We start from the raw sequence: 588 nt of genomic DNA, 5'->3' as shown, positions 1-588 counted from the left end.
GTAATGAGAAACTTGAGAACACAGCAAAAATAATTTCAAAAGATGGTAATAAAAGAATCGTCTCTTTTGATAAAAATATCGATGTAGATAGAATACGTTTAACAGTTGGAAGTATTCAGAAACATAATCCGTATCGATATTGGTCTAACAATATTCAAGTCATTCCATCATCAGTAGTCAGCAACATCATTCAAGATAAAGAAAGCCAACTACAATTAGAAAGAGATAAACTTTACTTCCTCAACCAACTGAGACGTAAACAAGAAGAGGAACAAAGGCGTAAAGAGCGTGAGGAATTTGAGCGTCCATTGAAATCACTCATTACAAAAAAGATCATGGAAAGCGGCCTAACTGATTTAGAGTTCAAAAGAACAATATGTTCAAGCTTTGACTATATAAAGAGCCGTTCTGTAATAGCAAAATACCTAGCCAATAAACCTGATTTGTTAGAAAAATATCATGACTCCAGAATAATACGAATGTCCATTAAAAATGATGAAGGTAAAGTTGGTAAAGTTGAACTTTATGATCTTTCTGGAACACTAATTTTTGAAAGCTATAGGAACAATTAAGAGAGGTATAATATGC

The 588-nt window shown here is 32.5% G+C and carries 1 protein-coding gene; it reads left to right on the top strand.

The features are described 5' to 3' along the window. The coding region (locus INF68_RS23040; RefSeq protein WP_193525485.1) for a hypothetical protein at positions 1 to 572 on the top strand (572 nt) is incomplete at its 5' end. Positions 573 to 588: the final 16 nt, after the last annotated feature.

This window comes from Enterobacter cloacae complex sp. P16RS2 (assembly GCF_014982155.1).
In the GTDB taxonomy this organism is placed as follows: Bacteria; Pseudomonadota; Gammaproteobacteria; order Enterobacterales; family Enterobacteriaceae; genus Enterobacter; species Enterobacter cloacae_M.
This window is presented reverse-complemented; position numbering and strand designations above follow the sequence as displayed.